At 68.9% G+C, this 20,066-nt stretch carries 16 protein-coding genes and 2 pseudogenes; 15 read left to right on the top strand and 3 right to left on the bottom strand.

Annotated elements, in window-relative coordinates:
- Window positions 1–66: 66 nt before the first annotated feature.
- Window positions 67–1,083 carry a LacI family DNA-binding transcriptional regulator gene (locus IEY89_RS21595; RefSeq protein WP_189149100.1) on the bottom strand — a complete coding sequence of 339 codons (1,017 nt, stop codon included), beginning with the start codon at window positions 1,081–1,083 and terminating at the stop codon, window positions 67–69.
- 283 nt (window positions 1,084–1,366) lie between these two features.
- On the opposite strand from IEY89_RS21595, the gene IEY89_RS21590 reads away from it, so the two are divergent.
- From IEY89_RS21590 to IEY89_RS21530, 13 genes and pseudogenes are all read left to right on the top strand, one after another.
- Window positions 1,367–2,680 carry an extracellular solute-binding protein gene (locus IEY89_RS21590; protein ID WP_189149099.1) on the top strand — a complete coding sequence of 438 codons (1,314 nt, stop codon included), beginning with the start codon at window positions 1,367–1,369 and terminating at the stop codon, window positions 2,678–2,680.
- 110 nt (window positions 2,681–2,790) lie between these two features.
- Window positions 2,791–3,786: a carbohydrate ABC transporter permease gene (locus IEY89_RS21585; protein ID WP_189149098.1), complete on the top strand. Its 996-nt coding sequence runs from the start codon at window positions 2,791–2,793 to the stop codon at window positions 3,784–3,786.
- Window positions 3,787–3,799: 13 nt separating this feature from the next.
- Window positions 3,800–4,741: a carbohydrate ABC transporter permease gene (locus IEY89_RS21580; RefSeq protein WP_189149097.1), complete on the top strand. Its 942-nt coding sequence runs from the start codon at window positions 3,800–3,802 to the stop codon at window positions 4,739–4,741.
- A 98-nt stretch (window positions 4,742–4,839) separates the two neighbouring features.
- Window positions 4,840–6,312 carry a GH1 family beta-glucosidase gene (locus IEY89_RS21575; RefSeq protein WP_373287272.1) on the top strand — a complete coding sequence of 491 codons (1,473 nt, stop codon included), beginning with the start codon at window positions 4,840–4,842 and terminating at the stop codon, window positions 6,310–6,312.
- A 230-nt stretch (window positions 6,313–6,542) separates the two neighbouring features.
- Window positions 6,543–6,894 (top strand): annotated as a pseudogene (locus IEY89_RS21570) (VOC family protein); the annotation flags it as partial.
- Between the two features lie 366 nt (window positions 6,895–7,260).
- Window positions 7,261–9,717 carry a SpoIIE family protein phosphatase gene (locus IEY89_RS21565; RefSeq protein ID WP_189149095.1) on the top strand — a complete coding sequence of 819 codons (2,457 nt, stop codon included), beginning with the start codon at window positions 7,261–7,263 and terminating at the stop codon, window positions 9,715–9,717.
- A 227-nt stretch (window positions 9,718–9,944) separates the two neighbouring features.
- Entirely contained in the window at window positions 9,945–11,888 is a 1,944-nt protein-coding gene (locus tag IEY89_RS21560; RefSeq protein ID WP_189149094.1) for an alpha-L-fucosidase, read from the top strand.
- Between the two features lie 513 nt (window positions 11,889–12,401).
- A complete protein-coding gene (locus IEY89_RS21555; protein WP_189149193.1) occupies window positions 12,402–12,932 on the top strand; it encodes an RNA polymerase sigma factor in 531 nt (176 codons plus the stop codon).
- Window positions 12,929–13,747, top strand: coding sequence for a zf-HC2 domain-containing protein (locus IEY89_RS21550; RefSeq protein ID WP_189149093.1), 819 nt, complete (start codon window positions 12,929–12,931; stop codon window positions 13,745–13,747). Before IEY89_RS21555 ends, IEY89_RS21550 begins: the two co-directional genes overlap by 4 nt.
- A 32-nt stretch (window positions 13,748–13,779) precedes the next feature.
- Window positions 13,780–14,589 (top strand): ABC transporter ATP-binding protein, encoded by an 810-nt coding sequence (locus IEY89_RS21545; protein WP_189149092.1) that lies wholly within the window; start codon window positions 13,780–13,782, stop codon window positions 14,587–14,589.
- The gene (locus tag IEY89_RS21540; protein ID WP_189149192.1) at window positions 14,586–15,980 is read left to right on the top strand and encodes a hypothetical protein; all 1,395 of its coding nucleotides are present in this window, start codon (window positions 14,586–14,588) and stop codon (window positions 15,978–15,980) included. Before IEY89_RS21545 ends, IEY89_RS21540 begins: the two co-directional genes overlap by 4 nt.
- The gene (locus tag IEY89_RS21535; protein ID WP_189149091.1) at window positions 15,977–16,549 is read left to right on the top strand and encodes a hypothetical protein; all 573 of its coding nucleotides are present in this window, start codon (window positions 15,977–15,979) and stop codon (window positions 16,547–16,549) included. The genes IEY89_RS21540 and IEY89_RS21535 overlap by 4 nt, the downstream gene beginning before the upstream one ends.
- A 245-nt stretch (window positions 16,550–16,794) precedes the next feature.
- Window positions 16,795–17,004 (top strand): annotated as a pseudogene (locus IEY89_RS21530) (IS630 family transposase); the annotation flags it as partial.
- A gap of 94 nt (window positions 17,005–17,098) precedes the next feature.
- Here IEY89_RS21530 and IEY89_RS21525 read toward each other — a convergent pair.
- Window positions 17,099–17,284, bottom strand: a complete 186-nt coding sequence (locus IEY89_RS21525) for a hypothetical protein (RefSeq protein ID WP_189149090.1) — start codon at window positions 17,282–17,284, stop codon at window positions 17,099–17,101.
- Window positions 17,285–17,508: 224 nt separating this feature from the next.
- On the opposite strand from IEY89_RS21525, the gene IEY89_RS21520 reads away from it, so the two are divergent.
- Window positions 17,509–18,396: an SCO6745 family protein gene (locus IEY89_RS21520; protein WP_189149089.1), complete on the top strand. Its 888-nt coding sequence runs from the start codon at window positions 17,509–17,511 to the stop codon at window positions 18,394–18,396.
- Entirely contained in the window at window positions 18,393–18,539 is a 147-nt protein-coding gene (locus IEY89_RS21515; protein ID WP_189149088.1) for a hypothetical protein, read from the top strand. Before IEY89_RS21520 ends, IEY89_RS21515 begins: the two co-directional genes overlap by 4 nt.
- 171 nt (window positions 18,540–18,710) lie before the next feature.
- Here the strand turns inward: IEY89_RS21515 and IEY89_RS21510 are convergent, their stop codons facing one another.
- A complete protein-coding gene (locus tag IEY89_RS21510) occupies window positions 18,711–19,877 on the bottom strand; it encodes a hypothetical protein (protein WP_189149087.1) in 1,167 nt (388 codons plus the stop codon).
- Window positions 19,878–20,066 lie beyond the last annotated feature (189 nt).

Raw genomic sequence — 20,066 nt, 5'->3', positions numbered from 1 at the left:
GGCGCCGGGCGGCGAACGGCCGCTCGGCGCCAGGGAGGGCATCAACTACGAGCACTCCCGTTGAACTTACGACGATTCGCGTACCACGAGTTCGGTGGGAAGGACGACGTGCTGACGCGGCTCCTCCGGATTGCCGATCTCCTTGAGGAGGAGGCGGGCGATCGTGCTGCCGATCTCCTCGATGGGCTGACGCACGCTGGTGAGGGGCGGGTTGCTGTGCCGGGCAATGATGGAGTCGTCGAATCCGACCACCGCCACATCGTCGGGGACGCCGCGCTTCTGCCTGCGCAACTCCGCCAGTGCCCCCGCCGCCATGACGTCCGAGGCGACGAACACCGCGTCGAGCCCGGGAACCTGTCCAAGGAGTGAACGCATGGCGGCCTCGCCGCCCTCCTCGGTGAAGTCGGCCGAGGCCACCAGCCGATCGGTGACCTCGTGCCCCGCCTTCTCGAGGGCCTCCCGCCAGCCCTGGAGGCGACTGCGTGCCACGTCCATGTCGAGGGGACCGCTGATGGTGGTGATGGTCCGCCTCCCTCTTGCGAGCAGGTGCCTGACGGCCGCCTCGGCTCCACCCGCGTTGTCGGAGTGCACATGGCTGAGCGACTCGGCGGGGGAGCGGCGGCCGGCGAGCACCGTGGGCAGGCCCATGTCCTCCAGCAGTCCAGGCAGCGGGTCGTGCTGGTGCACCGAGACCAGGAGCACTCCGTCGACGCGCCGCTCCGCCACCGACTCGGTGAGCTGGTCCCGCTCGGCCTGGTCGCGTACGAGCACCAGCTGGAGCTGCGTCCGGGTTTCCGCGAGGGCGGTGCTGACCCCGCGGATGACCGCCGAGAAGTACGGCTCGGAGCCGAGTCTGCTCGCCGACTCGGGAATCACCAGGGCCACGGAGTTGGTCCTGTTCGTCACCAGCCCCCGGGCAACCGAGTTCGGTACGTAGTTCAGCTCGGCGATGGCGGCGAGCACGGCGGCCCTGGCCTTCTCGCTGACGAGCTCCGAGCCGTTGATGACTCGTGAAACCGTGGTGCGCCCGACACCGGCACGCGCGGCCACGGTCTTGATGGTCGGGCGCTGTCTGCCCCCCATGACGCCTCCCTGGCTTGCGCGCTGCCTGACGGCTTTCACCTGCGCATTGTGCCAGACCTGGGAAGGGCGACAGGGAGCCCCGAACGAAGCGGTCCGGCACCCTCCGGCAACGAAGTGAGTTCGACTTCTTGACAGACGCCTTTCGCGGCGGCGAGGCTTCGGGCTTCCGAGTGGGCACGTTCCCATCGCGATATGGGAACGTGCCCACCAGACAAATCATGCCTACGGGGTCGACCGTGGGACTCGAACTCCGGTGCGTCAGCGCCGCCGCCAGGAGGACCAGATGGACAAGTGCCGAAGGACGTCACGCACGAGAGTGGCCGCCGCCGTGTCTGCGGTGTCCGCTCTCGGGCTGATCGTGAGCTGTGGGGGCAGCGACAGCGGAGGGACGGGCGGGGGAAAGAAGGACGGCACGGTCACCATCACCATGGGCCTGTTCGGCGTCATGGGCTTCAAGGAGACCGGGCTGCTCGACACGTACATGAAGGAGCACCCCAACGTCGTCATCAAGGCGGACGTCGCGGGTGACGAGCAGACCTACTACACGGCCCTGCAGACCCACCTTGCCGCCGGCAGTGGACTGAAGGACATCCAGGGCATAGAGATTGGTCGGGCCAAGGAACTGTCCGACACCCAGCAGGACAAGTTCGTGGATCTGGCCGGTGTGGCCGGCACCGACCACTTCCTTCCGTGGAAGCAGAGCCAGGTCACCACAGCGGACAAGAAGGTCATCGGCCTCGGCACCGACATCGGCCCGATGGCGGTCTGCTACCGCAAGGACCTCTTCGAGCAGGCCGGCCTGCCCACCGACCGCGAGGAGGTCGCCGAGTTGTGGGAGGGCGACTGGTCGAAGTACGTCGACGCGGGCAAGCGGTTCAAGCAGAACTCGAAGGCCGACAAGGTCGCCTTCATGGACACCTCCAGCGGACTGTTCAACGCCATGATCTACGGCAACTCCCAGCAGTTCTACGACAAGGAGGGTGAGCTGATCTACGCCACCAACCCCGCCGTGAAGGACGCCTGGAAGCTGGCCTCCGAGGCGGCCACCTCCGGTCTGACCGCCAAGCTCCGTCAGTTCCAGCCCGGTTGGGACCCCGGCCTGGCCAACGGCACCTTCGCCACCGCCGTCTGCCCGGCGTGGATGCTCGCGCACATCAGTGAGAAGGCGGGCCCGGCCAACAAGGGCAAGTGGGACGTCGCCAAGGCCCCCAAGGGCGCCAACTGGGGCGGATCCTTCCTCGGGGTGATGGAGAAGAGTCCCGTCAAGAAGGAGGCACAGGAACTCGTCGCCTGGCTCACCGCCCCTGAGCAGCAGGCCTACCTCTTCAAGGAGATCGGCAACTTCCCCTCGTCGCAGACCGCGCTGGGGCTGCCCGAAGTGGTCGACGCCAAGTCGGACTACTTCAGCGGCGCACCCATCGGGAAGATCTTCGGCGCCGCGGCCCAGGAGATCCCCGACGAGCAGGTGCTCGGCCGCAAGGACGGCACCATCAAGGACATCTTCTCCCAGGGTCTGACCTTGATCGAGGCGCAGAACAAGAGCCCGGAGCAGGCGTGGAAGACCACTGACAAGCGCATCGGGAAGGCCGTCGGCTGACCTCGGGTCCCCGTCGCCCGTCTCCGCAGCTGCCCGGCGCCCCACGCGCGGCCCGTGTGGACCGCCGGGCCCCTGCCCGCCTCCTCACCTTCCAGGAAGGACGCCTTCCGGTGGCCATCTCCACCTCGACACCCTCAGACGGTGCGCCCGGCACCGCCCCGTCGGCCGGGACCGGCACCGGCGGGGACGGTCAGCGGCGCAGTACGCTGCTGCACCGCCTCGACGTCCGGGGCGCCCCGTACGCCTTCGTCGCCCCGTTCTTCGTCGTCTTCGCCGCCTTCAGCTTCTACCCGCTGATCTACACCTCGTGGATCTCCCTGCACCGCGTCGAACTGTCCACCCTGAACCTCATGGAGTGGGTCGGCTTCGACAACTACACGGCCCTGTGGGACGACGACCGCTTCTGGAACGCGCTGCTCAACACCATCACCATCGGTGTCCTGTCGACCGTGCCGCAGTTGCTCATGGCGCTCGGCCTGGCCCATCTGCTCAACTACCGGCTGCGCGGCTCGACGTTCTTCCGTGTCGCCGCCCTGACGCCGTACGCCACCTCGGTGGGTGCCGCGGCCCTCGTGTTCACGATGCTCTTCGAGCGCGACTTCGGCATGATCAACTGGATGCTGAGCCTGTTCGGTGTCGAGAACATCGACTGGGAGAACAACAAGTGGGCCGCGCAGACGGCCATTTCCTCGATCGTCATCTGGCGCTGGACCGGCTACAACGCCCTGCTCTACCTCGCCGCGATGCAGGCGATCCCGCGCGACCGGTACGAGGCCGCGGCCATCGACGGCGCCTCGCGGTGGCAGCAGTTCCTGATGGTCACCGTCCCCGGCATCCGATCCACCATCGTGTTCACCATCGTCCTGTCCACGATCGGCGCCACCCAGCTCTTCGGTGAGCCCCTGATCTTCGGCCAGGGCCCCAACGGCATCACCGGGGGAGCGGACAACCAGTACCAGACGCTGGGACTGCTGCTGTACGAGGAGGGCTGGAAGAACTACCAGATGGGCCGGGCCGCCACGGTCGCCTGGGCGATGTTCCTGCTGCTCATCGTCGTGTTCGTCGTCCAACGAGTGGTCCAGCGCGTCGCAGCGCGCAAGGCCTGACCGGGAGATCTCCATGACCACAGACAGCATCCCGGTCCGGGCGGCGGACGCACCCCCCGAAACCGTGCGGATGAAACGCGGGGCCACCCCTTCCGGGGCACGGCGCCGACGACTGTTCGCGCACCCGCGCGCCGGACGACAGCACCACGCGGGTCCCCTCGCCTACATCCTGCTGGGAATCGCGGCACTGTTCTCCCTCTTCCCGCTCTACTGGACGATGGTGGCGGCGTCGACCGACAACACGCGGGTCACCCAGACACCGCCGCCGTTCCTGCCCGGCCCACACCTGCTGGAGAACCTCGGCAAGGCGTGGCAGGACGCCGCGTTGGGCAAGGCCATGCTCAACAGCCTGATCGTGGCCGGTGTGATCGCCCTGTCCACGGTGCTGTTCGCCACCCTCGCCGGCTTCGCGTTCGCCAAACTCCGCTTCAAGGGCCGCAACATCCTGTTGATGCTCGTCATCGGCACGATGCTGGTGCCGCCCCAACTCGGCGTCGTACCCCTGTTCATGATGATGACCGAGCTGGGCCTGGGCCAGAAGCTGCCCGCGGTCATCTTCCCCACGCTCGTCAGCGCGGTCGGCGTGTTCTTCATGCGGCAGTACCTGAGCGAGGCGCTGCCCGACGAACTCGTCGAGGCCGGGCGGGTGGACGGTGCGCATTCCCTGCGCATCTTCTGGAGCATCGTGCTGCCGATCGCCCGGCCTCCCATGGCCGTACTGTTCATGATCACGTTCGTGCACGCCTGGAACGACTTCTTCTGGCCGTTCATCGTGCTCGACATGTCCAATCCGACGGTCCCCGTCGCGCTCACCCAGCTGAGCGCGGGATATGTGCGAGACCAGTCGCTGATCATGGCGGGCGCCCTGCTCGGCACGTTGCCGCTGCTGGCCATGTTCATCATCTTCGGCCGTCAGATCGTCGGCGGAATCATGCAGGGAGCGGTCAAGGGATGAGTGCCCCGCCGTCACCCCGTAGCCGGGACCCGTCCCGCGCCCGCCGCCCAGCCTCAACTCGCCGCTTCCGCCCCGCCGTTACCGCTGGAAGGATCCACGTGACCACCACCGCCCGACGTGTCGCGCCCGCCCTGGAGAACACAGCCGTCACCAGTTTCCCGCCGAGGTTCACCTGGGGCACGGCGACCGCCGCGTACCAGATCGAGGGTGCCGCCTCCGTGGACGGACGCACCCCTTCGATCTGGGACACCTACTCGCACACGCCCGGCATGGTGCGCAACGGAGACACCGGTGACGTGGCCACCGACCACTACCACCGCTGGCGCGAGGACGTCGAGATCATGGCCGACCTCGGCGTGAGCGCCTACCGGTTCTCCCTGTCGTGGCCGCGTGTGCAGCCGACCGGCCGCGGCCCGGCCGTCGAGAAGGGGCTCGACTTCTACCGCGCCCTGACCGACGCGCTGCTGGAGAAGGGAATCGAGCCGGTCGTCACGCTCTACCACTGGGATCTGCCGCAGGAGCTGGAGGACGCGGGCGGCTGGCCGGAGCGCGTCACCGCCGACCGGTTCGCCGACTACGCGGCCCTGGCGGCCCGTGCGCTGGGGGACCGGGTGAAGACCTGGATCACTCTCAACGAGCCCTGGTGCAGCGCCTTTCTCGGATACGGCTCGGGCGTCCACGCGCCCGGGCGCACCGACCCGGTCGCGGCCCTGCGCGCGGCGCACCACCTCAACCTCGCGCACGGCAAGGCGGTTCAGGCACTGCGCGCCGAACTGCCCTCCCGCACGCGGGCGTCCGTCACGCTCAACGTTCACCACGTGCGTGCGCTGACCGAGTCCGCCGCCGACCTCGACGCGGCGCGCCGGATCGACGCGCTGGCCAATCGCGTCTTCACCGGTCCCATGCTGGAGGGCGAGTACCCGCAGGACCTCCTCCAGGACACGGCCGGCCTGACCGACTGGTCCTTCGTACGGGACGGCGACACCGCCACGATCCACCAGCCGCTGGACTTCCTGGGCGTCAACTACTACTCACCCACCCTCGTTTCCGCCGCCACCGGCGACGCGGGCCACAACTCCGACGGCCACGGGGCGAGCGAGCACACTCCCTGGCCGGGCGCCGACCGGGTCGCCTTCCACCGCCCTCCGGGCAACACCACGGCGATGGGCTGGGCGGTGGACCCGAGCGGTCTGTACGACCTGTTGCTGCGTCTCAGGGCGGACTTCCCCGCGACACCTTTGATGATCACCGAGAACGGGGCCGCGTTCGACGACTACGTCAACCCGGAGGGCGAGGTGGCCGACCCGGAACGCATCGCCTACCTGCACGGCCACTTGTCGGCCGTGCAGCGCGCGATCGAGGCCGGCGTCGACGTGCGCGGCTACTTCCTGTGGTCCCTGCTGGACAACTTCGAGTGGGGCTACGGCTACAGCAAGCGCTTCGGCGCGGTCTACGTCGACTACCCGACCGGTAAGCGCATCCCCAAGGCGAGCGCGCGGTGGTACGCGGACGTGGCCCGCACCGGCACCCTGCCGGACGGGGGTGACGGGAACCGGGCAGTCCACAGATGACGTCACAGCCCAGCGTGGTCTCGGCGGAGCCCTGATCTGGCGTCCAGGCGGCGGCCTGGACGCCATCGCCCACGAACTCGACCGTCGTCCGGGCGGGACCCCTGGCCACCGTGCTCCGGCCGGTGGGAGGCGGAGATCGGCCGCTGACCGCTCGGCCGAACTGGGCGGCCTCGTCCGGCAGTTCAACCCTTGAACAGAGAGTCGGCGGCACGGCGCTGCAACTGGTTCAGGTGAATCTCGAGGCTCAGGACGACTCGGCGCTGGGCCGGTTCTGGGCCGAGGCACTCGCCTGGCGTGCTTCCAGCGCGGAACCGGGTGCGACGCGTCGAGCCCGGGGGCTTCGCCTGGTCGGATCCCACCACCACCGTCGGCGTCGGTGTCGACGTCATCGCCGTCCCGGACCCCGAAACGGTGGAATACCGTGTACACATCGAACTCGCCACCACCTCCGCGACCCATCACACTGAGTTGGTCGCGCACCTGAAGGAACTCGGTGCGACGCACGCCGATGAGGGTCGAGGCGACCTCCCGCGGACGGTTCTGGCCGACCCGGAGGGCAACGACTTCTGCGTCCTCGGCCCGGCGTGATGCGGCACCTCCCCGCCTGATCCGCCACGCCCGCGCCACCGACGCGTCACTGACGGCGTCCCCATCGAAACCGTCCGTAGCCTCGGCCACGCCCTCGACCTCGCCTCGTGCAGCAGCCGCACCCACGGGTTCGCCGCCACAGCGTCGGGAGGTGGCGCACCGTGCTCAGGACGCGGTCGAGTCGGCACCACGCCGGACGCGAAGCGAAGGAGCCGGTCTGTCTGCGAGGCCCGTCGTCCGACGGGCCTGCCGCGGTCGGGTTGAGCGTCGTGTGCCGCGGCGGGATGCTGGAGGCAGCGCCCCTGACGGGCGACGCGGCGCCGTGCCGGTTCGCGGCAGGTACGAGGTCGGGATGCACCCATGGACAACGAGCCCGACACGACCACGGAAGCAGGGGGCGCTGGGGCGCCCGAGGACTTCGCGGTCGTCATCGATGCCCGCGGAACCGTCATGGCCTGCAGCGCCGGAGCCGGGCGACTGCTCGGGTACGAGCCCGCGGACGTGGTGGGCCGGCCGGCCGTCGCTCTGCTCGGAGCGAAGCCGCCCTCGGCGATGCGTCGGCGCCTGGCCGCCGGGGAGCTGTGGACGTGCAGGCTGGCGCTGCGAGACCGGCACGGAGACCGTGTCACCGTGGAGCTCCGGGGTACGCCGCTTGCAGATGGGGGAGGCAGGACGCACTGGGTCGTCACCCCGGCGGCGGTGACCTACCCCTCCGGGCCGACGGACGCGGGGACGGCGGAGTTGTGGAACCTCACGCTCGCGCAGCTCCCGCTGCCCGTGGCCATCTACGACAGTGAGGCGCGGTTCGTCACCTGCAACCAGGCGATGAGCCAAGCCATGGGACTGAGCCCGGAGGAGATGCGGGGCCGGACGTTGTGGGAGATCTATCCCGCCCCGCCCCTGGACGAGATCGACCGCCTTCAGCACCAGGTGGTGCGCACCGGTGAGACGATCTTCCGCGAGGAGCAGCCCTTTCGAGCCTCCGGTGAGGTCCGGGATCACGCGTGGTCGCTGTTCCTCTCCCCGCTGAAGGACCCGGCCGGCACGGTGCTGGGGGTGTCGGCGCTGGTGATCGACATCACCGAGCAGTACCTGGCCCGGCACCGTCTGGCGGTGCTGAACGACGCCAGCGTGCGCATCGGCACCACTCTCGATGTGACCTGGACGGCCGAGGAACTGGCCGAGGTGGCCGTGTCGGGATTCGCCGACTTCGCCATCGTCGACCTGCTGGAATCGGTCGTCCAGGGACACGAGCCCCAGCCGGTACCGCCCGCCACACCGGTCGTGTGTCGTCGTACGGCGCAGCGGTCGGTGCTTCCGGGATGCCCGGAAGCCGTGGTTTCCGCGGGCAGCACCGACGTCTACCCGCCCGGCTCACCGCCGGCCGAGGTGCTGATCACCGGCCGGGGCGCCTACTACCGTGCCGGGGACCCGCTGCTGCGCGCGTGGACGACGGCCTCCGCGGCCCGTGCCGAGAGTATGAGGCGTTTCCGGATTCACTCGGTGATGATGGTGCCACTGCGCGCGCGGGGGATCACCCTCGGTGTCATGCACCTCATGCGGCACCGGACCGCGGACGTCTTCGGCCCGGACGATCTGGTGCTCGCCGAGGAGATCGCCGCCCGGGCGGCCGTGAGCATCGACAACGCCCGCCGCTACACCCGTGAGCGCCGGACCGCGCTCGCACTCCAGCGCAGTCTGCTGCCCGAGCGGCTGCCGCAGGTGGACGCGGTGGACCTCGCCTACCGGTATCTTCCCGCCGGTCCGGGGGACGAGATCGGCGGGGACTGGTTCGACGTGATCTCCCTGTCCGGGGGACGGATCGCGCTGGTGGTGGGCGACGTGGTGGGTCACGGCGTGCACGCCTCGGCCACGATGGGCCGTCTGCGCTCCGCGGTACGGACCCTCGCCGACGCCGATTTCGCCCCAGACGAACTGCTCACGCGGTTGGACGACCTGGTGATCCGCCTCGACCGCGAGGAGGGCCCGGATGCGCGACGACAGACGGAGCGGGCCTCGGGCGAGGTCGGGGCCACCTGCCTCTATGCCGTCTACGACCCCGTCACCGGCTGCTGCGACCTGGCGCGCGCCGGGCACCCGCCGCCTGTCCTGGTGACCTCCGACGGCCGTGCGCAGGTGCTGGACCTGCCGGCCGGGCCACCGCTCGGCCTGGGCGGACTGCCCTTCGAGGCCGTCCGGGTCGACATGGGCGAGGGCAGCCTGCTCGCCCTCTACACCGATGGTCTGATCGAGGCCCCGGGCCGCGACATCGACGTCGGGCTGGACCTGCTGGGCGAAGCGCTCAGCCGCCCCGCCGCCAACCTGGAGGAGGCCTGCGACGAGGTGCTGCGCAAGGTGCGGCCCGACCCCCCTGCCGACGACATCGTCCTGCTCCTGGCCCGAACCTCGGCGCTCGGCGCGGACCAGGTACACACCTGGCAGCTGCCCATGGACCCCGCGGCCGTCGCCGGGGCCCGCCGTATGGCGGGCCGCCAACTGGCCGACTGGGGGCTGGCCGAGCTCGAGTTCACCACCGAGCTGATCGTCAGTGAGCTGGTCACCAACGCCATCCGTTACGGCGACGGCCCCATCCAACTGCGACTCATCCGTGCCGATGCGCTCATCTGCGAGGTCTCCGACTGCAGCAACACCGCCCCGCACCTGCGGCGCGCCCGCACCTTCGACGAGGGCGGACGCGGCCTGCTGCTCGTCGCTCAGATGGCCGAACGCTGGGGCAGCCGCCAGACGGCCGCCGGCAAGACGATCTGGGCCGAGCAGTCCCTGCCGGGCGAGGGTGCACGCGAGCACGACCGCTGACATCCACGCGGACAAACATGCCATGTATGGCCGTGAATCAATGACGCCATACCGTCTATAGCGGTCAACTCGCGTTGCGGCATTGGCTTTTGATCCATTCAAACCGTTGACATGCTGGTGTCACGTGGTTGAACTTCATGCGTAACATCTCGCGCCTGAGGCCCCATGCGTGCCGCGGCACTCGTGGGTCTTCTCCGTGCTGGGGCCACACGAATGGGAGTGAGCGCATGTCGTCAGGAAGTCTGTCCCGCCGTACGGTGCTTGGAGCGGCGGGCGCCGCTGCCGCCGCGACGGTGCTGCCCGTCGTCCCCGCGTTCCCGGGCCTGGTGTCCGAGGCGGCAGCCGCCGACAGCCAGGCCGGCCTGAGCGACATGGTGAACCTGCGGTTCGGCATGTTCAACCACTTCAACATGGGCACGTTCACCAACGAGGAGTGGGCCGCCCCGAATCAGAACCCCGCTCTGTTCGCTCCCACGGCCGTGGACTGCGCCCAGTGGGCGACCGCCGCCGCGACGGCGAAGATGAGCTACGGCGTACTGACGACCAAGCACCACGACGGCTTCTGCCTGTGGCCGACCGCGTACAACGACTACAACGTCGCCAACAGCCCCTACAAGCAGGACGTCGTCGCCCAGTACGTCGACGCGTTCCGGGCCAGGGGCCTGAGGGTCGGCCTGTACTACTCGATCTGGGACCGCACCTACAGCGTGCAGGCGTACGACAGCCGGCACGGCGTCGCCGCCGACCAGACGATCCAGCCCGGTGACCTCACCTACATGCTGAACCAGATCACCGAACTGCTGACCGACTACGGCACCATCGACATGTTCATCACCGACGGCTACGCGTGGCAGATGGGCCAGCAGGCCGTCTCCTACCAGCGGATCCGCGAGCACGTGAAATCGCTCCAGCCGAATATCGTGATGATCGACCACGGTGGGCTGTCCGTACCGTTCCTAGGCGACGCGATCTACTTCGAGGAACCGCTCGGCATCACCTCGCCGGCCGGAAACACCTTCGCCTCCATGCAGGGGCAGACGATCAGCAACGGGTGGTTCTGGCATCCGTCCACGCCGTCCGAAGGCCTGATGAGCAAGGCATCGATCCTGACCCATCTGTCGGACCTGGAACCGAAGTACACCTCGTTCATCCTCAACTGCCCGCCCAACCGCAACGGCCTGCTGGACACCAACGTCGTCGACCGGCTCGCCGAAGTCGGGGCGGCATGGAGCCCCAACACCTCCAGGGCGCCCTTGCCGGCGCAGATGCCACGCGCCGAGCACCCCGTGACCCCGGTCAGCGCCTACGCGAGCGGATTCCATACGGGCGAGGGCCCGATGAACGCGATCGACGGGCTGAGCGACAAGGGCTTCGAGACCTGCTGGTCGACTTGGGGACTGTCCCCGTCCCTGCCTCACTCGATCACGATCGACCTGGGTGGGGTGTGGAGCAACGTCTCCACTCTCGAGTACCTGCCCAAGCAGTGGAACCGCAACGACTCCACCGACGGCGACATCACCTCGTACACCATCTCCACCAGCACCGACGGTACGACCTTCACCCAGGTCGCCACCGGTTCCTGGGCCGCCGACCGCGTCACCAAGGTGGCCGAGTGGAGCGCCAGGAACGTTGCATTCGTACGGGTGCAGAGCACTGCCGGCACGGGCGGATACGTCAACGTGGGCGCCGTCCGGGTAGGCGGCAGGGCAGCCAAACCGGCCCTGGTGTCGCGTGTCCTGCCGGGCGACGGAACCGTCTACCGCCTGGTCAACCGCAACAGCGGCCAGGTGGCCGACGTGAGCGGGAACGGCACCGACAACGGCACCGGCATCCTCCAGTGGCCGTGGCTGAACCAGGCCAACCAGAAGTGGACCTTCGTCTCCACCGGCGATGGCTACTACAAGATCAAGAGCGTCAGCAGCGGCAAGCTCATGGAAGTGGCCGGCCTCTCGCGCGTGGACGGCGGCAAGGTGGGCATATGGTCGGACGACAGCGTCTTCCAGCAGCACTGGGCCGTGACGCCCACCGGGGACGGCCACTACTACCTCACCAACCGACTGAGCGGACTGTCGCTCAGTGTCGACGGCGCCTCCACCACCAACGGCGCCGGCATCGAGCAGGAGACGTACAACCGGGCGGCCCGGCAGCAGTGGCGGATCATCGCCGTGTGATCCGTCTGCTCCGCCAGGAGGCGATCAGCGGCGAAACGGTCCGCGCAGGCAACGACCAGACCCTGCCCAGCGATCCGCGCCGACTGCGGTACGTCTACCAGGGGATCGACTCCGGAGCCTGGGGCGCACCCGGCGGCGCCTCGTCACGACTGCCGGAGGGCAACCGGCCGGGACGGTTCGGCTCTCGGCCACCTCAACGGGCAGTCGTCGAGTTCTCTGCGGAGCGGCCTGTCGAGGTGGTTCATGGAGATGCGCAGCGCGGCCCGCATCCCCGGCTGGACGGCGTTCAGCGGCGTACCGCGGGCGTGTACACATCCGCGAGTTCCCGACCGTCACCCCGTGGCGCACCAGCCCTTCGCATGCGGACTGCTGCCCGAACGTGACGACGGAGCTTCTGGTTAGGAGAGTTCACGGGCCCTCCCTCATGTGATGGGGATCACGCCAGAGGGAAAACCTGCGGCCCGACTCGGGCGTCTACCGGGTGTGAGATCAATCAGGGCAGCGCTGCACGAGATGGACGAGGAGCGTCTCGTCCGGCTGGTGGCAAAAGGCGACCGTGCCGCGTTCGAGGAGCTGTACCGGCGTACGTCGCCGTGGATGGCGGTACGGCTGCGCCGCCGGTGTGTGGACGAGCAGATCGTCGCGGAGGTCATGCAGGAGACCTACTTGGCGGTGTGGCGCGCGGCGGGTGCGTTCGCCGGGGCCGCGGTCGGGGGGACGGCCATCGGTTGGCTGTGGACGATAGCGGCGCGCCGCCTCGTCGACGCGTTCCGGCGCAGGGCTCACCACGCGGAGCCGCCGCCGGCCGCCGCTCCGCCCGACGTGGCGCCCGCCGCCGAGGAGTTGGCGCTCGCGGAGACCGTCGGCGGCGATGTCGGGGACGCACTGCGGTGCCTCGCGCCGGAGTTGAGACAGGTACTGCAGGCGATGGTGCTCGACGGGTTGTCCGTCCGGGAGACCGCGGTCCTGCTCGGGCTGCCCGAGGGCACGGTCAAGACCCGTGCCCGCCGGGCCCGTATCGAGATGCGGAGGGCGCTGGCATGAGTGTCGAACACGCGTCGAAGCGGATCATCGAGGGGTATGTGCGCGGCGGCGTGGATCTCTCCGCCGACGAGGTGTGGGCCGTGGAGGCACATCTGGAGATGTGCCGGGTGTGCCGTGACCGGTTGTCTGCCGCTGTCGGTGCCGGGGTGCCCGCCGTGGCGTCGCTCGTCGACACCGTGTGGTCCGGCCTCGAACCCCAACTCGCGGTCACTGCCACGATGCCGCGCCGACGGCGCCGGTCGGCGCCGTTGTCGAGGTGGATGACGCCCACGATGGTGCCGTGGCTGGCCATGGTCGTGGGCGTGACGCTGCTGGCCCTGCTGCTCGACCTGTCCGGCACCGGCTCCGGCGAGGTGTCGTTGGTGCTGCTGCTCGCGCCGGTCCTGCCCGTGCTCGGTGTCGCGGCGTCCTGGTCGCGCGGTCTGGACCCGGCGTACGAACTGACGGCCTCCGTGCCCAGGGCCGGGCTCTACCTGGTGCTGCGGCGCACCGCGTCCGTGCTCGCCGTGGTCGTCCCCTTGCTGCTGGTGGGTGGTTGGGTGACAGGGGTGATGGTGGCCCAGTGGCTGCTGCCCTGTCTGGCCTTCACCTCGACGACCCTGGCGCTCGGCGGTGTCGTCGGTGTGACCCGCGCCGCCGTCGTCCTGGCCACTGTCTGGGCCGTCTTGGTCGTGGCGCCGACCCTGGCCACGAGCCGTACGGCCTTCGCCCTGCAGACGGGCGGTCTGCCCGCGTGGGGGCTGATCCTCGCGCTCGGTGTCGGTGTCGTGATCGCCCGCAGAGGGGCGTACACCGTGCTGGGAACTCATCAATGACCACCGGAAAGAACATGGGAAGGGAACACCACATGACGTCCGCCGTGAGCGCGGCCGACATCGCACCGACGGCCTATGCCTGGGAGATCCGGGCGACAGGTCTGAAGGTCAAGGTCGGCAGGAAACGGATGGCCGTCGACGGCCTCGATCTGTCGCTGGGTATCGGTGTGCACGGTCTCCTCGGCCCCAACGGGGCGGGCAAGACCACCCTCATCCGGGCGCTGGCCACCGTGCTGCGCCCCACCGAGGGCAGCCTGGAGCTGCTCGGCGAGTCCGTGGGCGGCATGGGGGAGCACCGTGCGGTGCGCCGCCGGATCGGCTATCTGCCACAGGAGTTCGGCTACTACAAGCGTTTCACGGTGCGCGAGTTCGTCGAGTACATGGCGTGGCTGAAGGAGGTGCCCAAAGCGGACATCCCCGCCGCCGTGCAGCGCGCCGTGGAGCGGGTGGGTCTGGCGGAACGGGCCGACGAGAGGATGAAGGCCCTGTCGGGCGGCATGGTGCGCAGGGTCGGTATCGCCCAGGCCATCGTCAACGACCCGACGATCCTGCTCCTGGACGAGCCGACGGTCGGCCTGGACCCGGCGCAGCGGCTGCGCTTCCGCGAGCTGCTGCAGGAGTTGGGTAAGGACACCTGTGTCCTCGTCTCGACCCATCTGGTGGAGGACGTCGCCGTTGCCTGCACCGACGTGGTGGTCTTCGCCGAGGGGCGACTGGTCTTCCAGGGCTCTCCGGACGAACTGGTCTCGGTGGGCGGCCCGGAGCACGTGGGCGACAGCCCGCTGGAGCGCGGCTACTCGGCGCTGCTGCTCAACCCCGAGCAGGGAAGGGGTACATGGTGAACGGCCGTGTCCTGCGTATTGAGTTGAGGCGTTCGGTCGCTCCCTGGGCCGGCGTCGTGGTCCTGGCGCTGGCACTGGCGTTCCTGTATGTGCTGGGCGGCACCTGGTGGAGTGGCACCACGGCGTGGACGGCCCAGTGGACGCCACTGGCCATGTGGACCCGCTCCCTGCTGTACTACCTTTGGCCGCTCGCCATCGGGCTCGGGGCGCTGCAGGGACTGCGCGACCACCGCTCGAAGATGTCCGAACTGCTGACGAGCACCCCGCGGCCCGCCCGGCACCGCGCGGCCACCCTGGCGGGCGCGACGGCCATCACGCTGGCCTCGGCTTTCGCGCTCCTCGTCCTCTTGGGCGGGGTCCAGGTGCTCGCCCACACCGAGTACACGCACCTCGGGTGGCTGCCGATCTCGCTGGTGGGAGTGCTCTTCCTCGTCGCGGGGGCCGTGCTGGGCATGGGGGCCGCGAGAGCCCTGCCGTCCCCGCTCACCCCGCCCGCGCTGGCCATGAGCGTCTTCGTGTTCACAGCCCTCATGCACATGTCGCTGGGCCGGACGGAGACGGCCACGGCGGACGGGTTCACGATCACGGAACCGAACCTGGTCTCACTGCTGTCACCGACGGTGGACGACGTGCGCGAGGCGTTCGTCACGCTCTCCGCCTCCGTGCACGTCGGGCAGACCCTCTGGCTGCTCGGCATGGCCACGACCGGCTTCGCGCTGCTCGTCGCCGCGACCCCGCGCGCGCGGCTGACCGCCCTGACGCCCGTCCTGGCGGGTGCGGCGATCGCCCTGCTCGTCCTCCCCGCCGACCCTCGCCGGATGTACGTCGTCGACGAGGCCGCCGCGGAGATGGTGTGCGACGGCCCGGTGTGTGTGACGAAGACGCAGCAGGCACGCCTCGCGGACCTCGCGGGTCCCGGTGAGGAGGCGTTGCGCCTGCTGCACGGCGCCCTGGGCAGTCAGGCGCCGGTCTCGGTCCGGGAGAACACCGCCGTATTGCCGGAGGGCTCCACGCCGCGGTGGTCCCGCGAGACCGTGCTCCTCGACTTCGACGACGACATCATCGCCGCCGCGAAGGGCGAGCAGCTGACCTGGGCCCTGATCGCCAAAGGCATGGTGCCAGGGTGCACCCCGGTCGGCTGGAGCGGCTTCGGGGGAGATGAATACGCGCAGACCGTCGCGGTGGCCTGGGTCCTCGGCGACCTCAAGCCGCTCGGCGGCACGACGGCGAGTATGCGCGGAAAGGTCGAAGCCGAGACTCGCCCCGTGTGGAAGGAACTCAAGGCGCTTCCACGGGCCGGGCAGCTTTCTCGGATCAACGCGATGCGCGCCGCCGCGCTCTCCTGCGAGGGCGATCCGTTCGAGGTGCTGTCCGGCGGTGCGTCCCGGTGAGATGGCTGACGCTGTACGCGCGCTCGCGTCAGATACCCGCGTCGCTCGCCGCGGTGGTGATCGGCGCGGTGGCGGTGTGGGCACTCGCCCGGGACGAGGGCGCGGGGCCCGGTGATCCGCGGCTGCCCGTGCTCGTCCTCGCCACGGGGGCGATGGCCTTCTCGATCGGGCTCGGCGGGCAGGACCTCGCGCTGGACCGGACGGCCGCGATCCGCTGGATGCCCCGCAGAGCGGCGCACGTGCTGCTCGCCGGTGCGGTGATCGCCGCGGCGCTGCTGACACTGCAGGCGGGCGCGGCCATGGCCACCACCGCGTTCGTCGTCCGGGACAGCGCGGGCCTGATGGGACTGGTCGCTCTGGGCGCGGCGCTCTCCGGCGGCCAGTACGCGTGGACGCTGCCGTTCGCCTGGCTGTCGTTCTCGTTCTTCGCCCCGCCCCCGACGAGTGTGCCGCTGGAGGTGGCGACATGGATGCTGCTGCCTCCCGGCACGGCAGCGGGCACCTGGACAGCCCTGGTCCTCACGGTTGTCGGCACCGTGGCCTACGCCGTCGCGGGACCGAGACGGTGACCGGAGGGACAGCGACGTGACCGTACGACTTGCCCGGGCGAACGGGCTTACGCCTCGAAGGTGTCCCCGTCCGTGCCACGCTGGACGTCGTGCTCCCGCTGTCGCGGGTCACCTTCAGCAAGGCGTTTCGGCAGGGCTCCCGCCGAGCGGTTCCCGACCTAGTGCTGTGGCCGCATAGGTTCGCCGGGTCGGCGGTCGTGGCGGTTGGATGTGCGGTGACATCCGATCCGACCGCTGGAGGCGCGGTGGCCGAGCCCGTCCGTGTGCGCAGACTGACCGACCAGGAGGGGCAGAAGCTGCAGCAGGTCGTCCGCCGGGGCAGCGTGAGTTCGGTGCGCTACCGGCGGGCGATGATGCTGCCGGCTTCGGCCGGCGGGAACCGGGTACCGGTGATCGCCCAGCTGGTGCAGGCCGACGAGGACACTGTCCGGGATGTGATCCACGCGTTCAATGAGGAAGTTCCATCGTGATTGATCCAGGTCAACGGTCCTGGTGTGATGAGTCGCTGGGGTGCTCGCGCAGCTCATCACGGTGATCATTGCGGGGAGATCATCGGTCATGAGCCACCTGGTGGTGCGTCAGCACCAGCAGGACCCGTACCAACGCGGTCGCGTGCCGCGGATGCATGCGCACCTTGGTCACGATCCGGAAGGTCTTCAGGCTGGCGAAGCCGTACCCAGCCGGCGCCGCAGGCTGCTGATCAGCCGGTTCACGACCTTTGTCGGTGACGATCACGAGTCTGGACACGGATGCGGTACGACCGCTCCAGGGGCTGGAGGACGACCGCTTGGGTGCGTAGTCATCGCGAACTGGTACCGCCAACTGGTTACAGGGCAGTAGTTGCCGGAGTCGCTCTCCGATAACGTACCGACCAGATGGTACGGCTGGGTGTGCCCCACGCGCCGTCGTGTGCTCGATGAACAGCAACGTTTCATCCGCCACAGCACGGAGAGGCCCTCATGACGCAGAACACGGACCGCGACAGCCTGTCCTTCGCACGCCAGACCTGGAGAACTCTTGAGCCCTACCACGGGGCTGTCTACTTCTCGCCCGAAGCCACAGGCCAGTACGCCGAGTTGGGCGTGGACGCCAGGACGGGGTACTTCGCGTCCCGCTCCGCCGCGCTCGGCGCCGCTCCGGCGGACCTGGTCATCGCCACGTTCTACAACTTCAATCCCCAACTGGTGCGCCGAGCCATACCCGCGGCATGGGAAGCCGCCACGCCCCAGCGGTTCACCGCCGCACGGCTCACCGGGATCGATACCACGCTCCGCCGCATCCTCGGCGCGGACGTCTCCTCACCGGCGATCGCCCGCGCGGCGGAATTGGCCCGTACCGCGGCTGAAGTGACCGTGCGCCATCCCCAAGGCCGCCCCCTCTTCGCCGCGCACGCCGCACTGCCGTGGCCGAGCGCACCTCACCTCGTCCTCTGGCGCGCGCAGACTCTGCTCCGGGAGTTCCGTGGCGACGGTCACGTGGCAGCACTACTGACTGCCGGACTGAGCGGGCTCGAGTCTCTCGTCACGCACGCCGCCACAGGCGACATCGACGCAGGGGTGCTGCGCGACTCGCGGGCATGGACGCCGGAGGAGTGGGGACAGGCCGTGCAGAACCTTCGTGAGCGTGGATGGCTCGACGACGGACCTCACCTGGCCTTGACCGAGGACGGTACTCGGCGCAGGGCGGAGATCGAGCACACCACCGACAGACTTGGCGCCCTCCCTTACATCACGCTCGGTCCTGCCGCCTGCGCCGAACTTCGTTCGCTGGTACGGCCGTTCAGCCTTGCGGTGGCCAAGGAGCTCCTGCCGTGGGCAGCCAACCGCCTCAGCGAAGAGAGCACATGAGAGATGAGAGCGAGGTCGGGCTTTCTCGACGGCTGAAGACCTTCCGGATCGTGATCAAGGTGCGCATGCATCCGCGGCACGCGACCGCGTTGGTACGGGTCCTGCTGGTGCTGACGCACCACCAGGTGGCTCATGACCGATGATCTCCCCGCAATGATCACCGTGATGAGCTGCGCGAGCACCCCAGCGACTCATCACACCAGGACCGTTGACCTGGATCAATCACGATGGAACTTCCTCAATGAGAAGGGCCTGGCCTGCCTGGACCCGTTGACCTGCCCTGCGGTTCTCCCTATCCGAACCACTCTTCCGGACTAGATGTGTTGAGCCAACCATTGCTGGAACTCACGGTGCCGGAACTGGTAGGCGCCGCCGGAGGTACGCAGCAGGCCGCCCTTATGCGACCACCGTAGGAACCGTCCAAGCCGATACGGGAGTCGACCACGTAGGCACAGGAGGAACACCAGGTACCTCCGACCGCCACCGAAGTCCACCACCCAGCGCAGAGCCGCTCCTATCAGTCCGAGCGTTAGTGCGTCTAGAGCCGGCATCGAGGAGAGCGCCATCACGTCCGAGAAGGACAGTGCCCACCAGGCCACCGCCATGGAGAGCCCTGCGACGACGATCGTGAAGCATCCGTATAGAAGATCGCCCCTCAGTACGTGGTGCCACCTCACAGCTGTGTTGACATCAGGCGGGTACGTGCCGGTGAAGGTGTGGGTGGTGCCAACTCCGCGTACGAGCAGCAGCCCTAGAAGGACCGACCAGAGCATGGCGAGAGCGGGCAGAACCGAGACGATCGAGTCCAAGCTCAGCGCGTTGGCGAGCCATCCGACGGGGATGGCGGCCAGCCCGCCCAGTCCGCCGAGCACGAGCCCCACTGGCACGATGTCGATGACCAGGTTCAGCGTCGTCGTTGAGAACACCCGCCCCCAGGGCGCACACATGGGGAAGTCGCCCCCTTGCCGCGAGACGTCCCACGCCACCGCTAGGGCACCGAGTCCTGCAGTGGCGATCAGCCAGGACTCCGGCCTCTCTCTGAGGAACACTAAAGGCAGCACGAGCGCGAGGTAGACGAGGGCTGCCGCCACAGCGTCCGTGTGGCGTACGCGGTCGACGCCCGCGATCGGCCAGAGCCGGGGCTGGTGAATGTCGACACTTTCCCCTGCAGGTAATCCGTCGCGCAGATGGCAGGCGATCATTGTGAGCCAGCCTTGGACCCGCTCGGCGTGATACGGCGACGGACGGAGGTCCACGACGGCTGGGATGAACAGGGAAAGCAGGTGGTCCTTGAGTGCTGGCGCCGTGGAGTGTGCAAAGAGTTCCGACGGGTCACCGCGCCGGTGGTAGACCGCCTTGACGAGGAAGAGCCACCACGGCGTCGCCAAGATCTCGCGGAGAACCTCGGCCGCGGGCAGGCCAAGGACGAACCTCTGCCACCGCTCCTCGTCCTTGAACACCTTGGACAGATGCGCTGCCACATGCTCCTGGTCCAGAGGATCGAAGCACCGCGCGGGGAGCCGTGTACAGCCAAGCGCGGGAGACTGCGAAATCGCCGGAGCCCGCCTTCCATCGCAATGCCTGAACCATCACAGCTGGAGTGAACGCCCACGAGCAGGAGTTTCGGTCGGGGCCGGAAAACTGCCAGTGAGAAACGCGCGTACGGCCCG

Origin of the sequence: Streptomyces lacrimifluminis (assembly GCF_014646095.1) — a bacterium.
In the GTDB taxonomy this organism is placed as follows: domain Bacteria; phylum Actinomycetota; class Actinomycetes; order Streptomycetales; family Streptomycetaceae; genus Streptomyces; species Streptomyces lacrimifluminis.
Note: the sequence above shows the minus strand (reverse complement) of the source record. Positions and strands in the feature narration are given on the sequence as shown.

Coding starts and splice junctions, on each gene's coding strand:
- IEY89_RS21560 (WP_189149094.1), top strand. CDS start 9,945: ATGTCGTCAGGAAGTCTGTCCCGCCGTACGGTGCTTGGAGCGGCGGGC.
- IEY89_RS21595 (WP_189149100.1), bottom strand. CDS start 1,083: ATGGGGGGCAGACAGCGCCCGACCATCAAGACCGTGGCCGCGCGTGCC.
- IEY89_RS21555 (WP_189149193.1), top strand. CDS start 12,402: ATGGACGAGGAGCGTCTCGTCCGGCTGGTGGCAAAAGGCGACCGTGCC.
- IEY89_RS21520 (WP_189149089.1), top strand. CDS start 17,509: ATGACGCAGAACACGGACCGCGACAGCCTGTCCTTCGCACGCCAGACC.
- IEY89_RS21515 (WP_189149088.1), top strand. CDS start 18,393: ATGAGAGATGAGAGCGAGGTCGGGCTTTCTCGACGGCTGAAGACCTTC.
- IEY89_RS21545 (WP_189149092.1), top strand. CDS start 13,780: ATGACGTCCGCCGTGAGCGCGGCCGACATCGCACCGACGGCCTATGCC.
- IEY89_RS21590 (WP_189149099.1), top strand. CDS start 1,367: ATGGACAAGTGCCGAAGGACGTCACGCACGAGAGTGGCCGCCGCCGTG.
- IEY89_RS21565 (WP_189149095.1), top strand. CDS start 7,261: ATGGACAACGAGCCCGACACGACCACGGAAGCAGGGGGCGCTGGGGCG.
- IEY89_RS21580 (WP_189149097.1), top strand. CDS start 3,800: ATGACCACAGACAGCATCCCGGTCCGGGCGGCGGACGCACCCCCCGAA.
- IEY89_RS21550 (WP_189149093.1), top strand. CDS start 12,929: ATGAGTGTCGAACACGCGTCGAAGCGGATCATCGAGGGGTATGTGCGC.